This window comes from Hydrogenophaga sp. (assembly GCF_030656115.1).
Lineage (GTDB): Bacteria > Pseudomonadota > Gammaproteobacteria > Burkholderiales > Burkholderiaceae_C > Hydrogenophaga.
The window spans coordinates 1-1,808 of record NZ_JAUSOO010000171.1; the positions used below are offsets into that span (position 1 = coordinate 1).

General features: G+C 62.4%; 1 protein-coding gene. It reads left to right on the forward strand.

What is annotated here, in order from left to right:
* On the forward strand, nucleotides 1-1,808 hold a 1,808-nt coding region (locus Q7J58_RS21685), incomplete at both ends, for a glutamate synthase central domain-containing protein (protein ID WP_304832032.1).

The window sequence follows — 1,808 nt, forward strand, 5'->3', positions numbered from 1 at the left end:
GGTGATGATGATGATTCCCGAGCCGTGGGAACAGCACACCACCATGGACGAGCGCCGCAAGGCTTTCTACGAATACCACGCCGCCATGATGGAGCCGTGGGATGGTCCGGCGTCCATTGTGTTCACCGACGGCCGCCAGATTGGCGCCACGCTGGACCGCAACGGCCTGCGACCTTCGCGCTACTGCATCACCGACGATGATTTTGTGATCATGGGATCCGAGTCGGGCGTGCTGCCCGTGCCGGAAAACAAGATCGTGCGCAAATGGCGGCTGCAGCCCGGCAAGATGTTCCTGATCGACCTGGAGCAGGGCCGCATGATCGACGACGAGGAGCTCAAGGCCAACCTCGTCAACAGCAAACCCTACAAGCAGTGGATCGACAACCTGCGCATCCGCCTGGACGACGTGGAAGGCCCGGCCACCGCTGAGCCGCTGCCTTGCGATGTGGCGCTGCTGGACCGGCAGCAAGCCTTTGGCACCACGCAAGAAGACATCAAATTCCTGTTGGCGCCCATGGCCGCTGCTGGCGAAGAGGCCTTGGGCTCCATGGGCAACGACAGCCCGCTGGCCGTCCTGTCCGACAAAAACAAGCCGCTCTACAACTACTTCAAGCAGTTGTTTGCCCAGGTGACGAACCCACCGATCGACCCGATCCGCGAAGCGATCGTGATGTCGCTGGTGTCGTTCATCGGCCCCAAGCCCAACCTGCTCGACATCAACCAGGTGAACCCGCCGATGCGCCTGGAAGTGAGCCAGCCCGTGCTCGACTTCGCCGACATGGCCAAGCTGCGCAACATCGAAGCCGTGACGCAGGGCAAGTTCCGCAGCGCCACGCTGGACATCACCTACCCCGCCGCCTGGGGGCGCGAAGGTGTGGAGGCCAAGCTGGCTTCGCTCTGTGCATCCGCCGTGGACGCGATCAAGGGTGGCAAAAACATCCTGATCATCAGCGACCGTGCGGTCAGCGCCACGCAAATTGCCATTCCGGCGCTGCTGGCCTTGTCGGCCATCCACCAGCACCTGGTGCTGGAAGGTCTGCGCACCAACGCCGGCCTGGTGGTGGAAACCGGAACCGCCCGCGAAGTGCACCACTTTGCGGTGCTGGCCGGCTACGGTGCCGAAGCCGTACACCCCTACCTGGCCATGGAGGCGCTGGCGGTCATGCACAAAGACCTGCCCGGTGACCTGAGTGCCGAGAAGGCGATCTACAACTACGTCAAGGCGATCGGCAAGGGCCTGTCCAAGATCATGTCCAAAATGGGCGTGAGCACCTACATGAGCTACTGTGGCGCCCAGCTGTTTGAAGCCATTGGCCTCAACAGCGACACGGTGAACAAGTACTTCACCGGCACCGCCAGCCGCGTGGGTGGCATTGGCGTGTTTGAAATTGCCGAAGAAGCCATCCGCATGCACAAGGCCGCCTTTGGCGACGACCCGGTGCTGGAAACCATGCTGGACGCCGGCGGTGAATACGCCTGGCGCGCCAGAGGCGAGGAGCACATGTGGACGCCCGACGCCATTGCCAAGCTGCAGCACAGCACGCGTGCCAACAACTGGACCACGTACAAGGAATACGCTCAGATCATCAACGACCAGAGCAAGCGCCACATGACGCTGCGTGGTCTGTTCGAGTTCAAGATCGACCCTTCCAAGGCGATTTCCATCGACGAGGTCGAGCCGGCGAAAGAAATTGTCAAGCGCTTCGCCACCGGCGCCATGTCGCTCGGCTCCATTTCCACCGAGGCGCACGCCACGCTGGCCGTGGCCATGAACCGCATTGGCGGCAAGAGCAACACCGGCGAAGGCG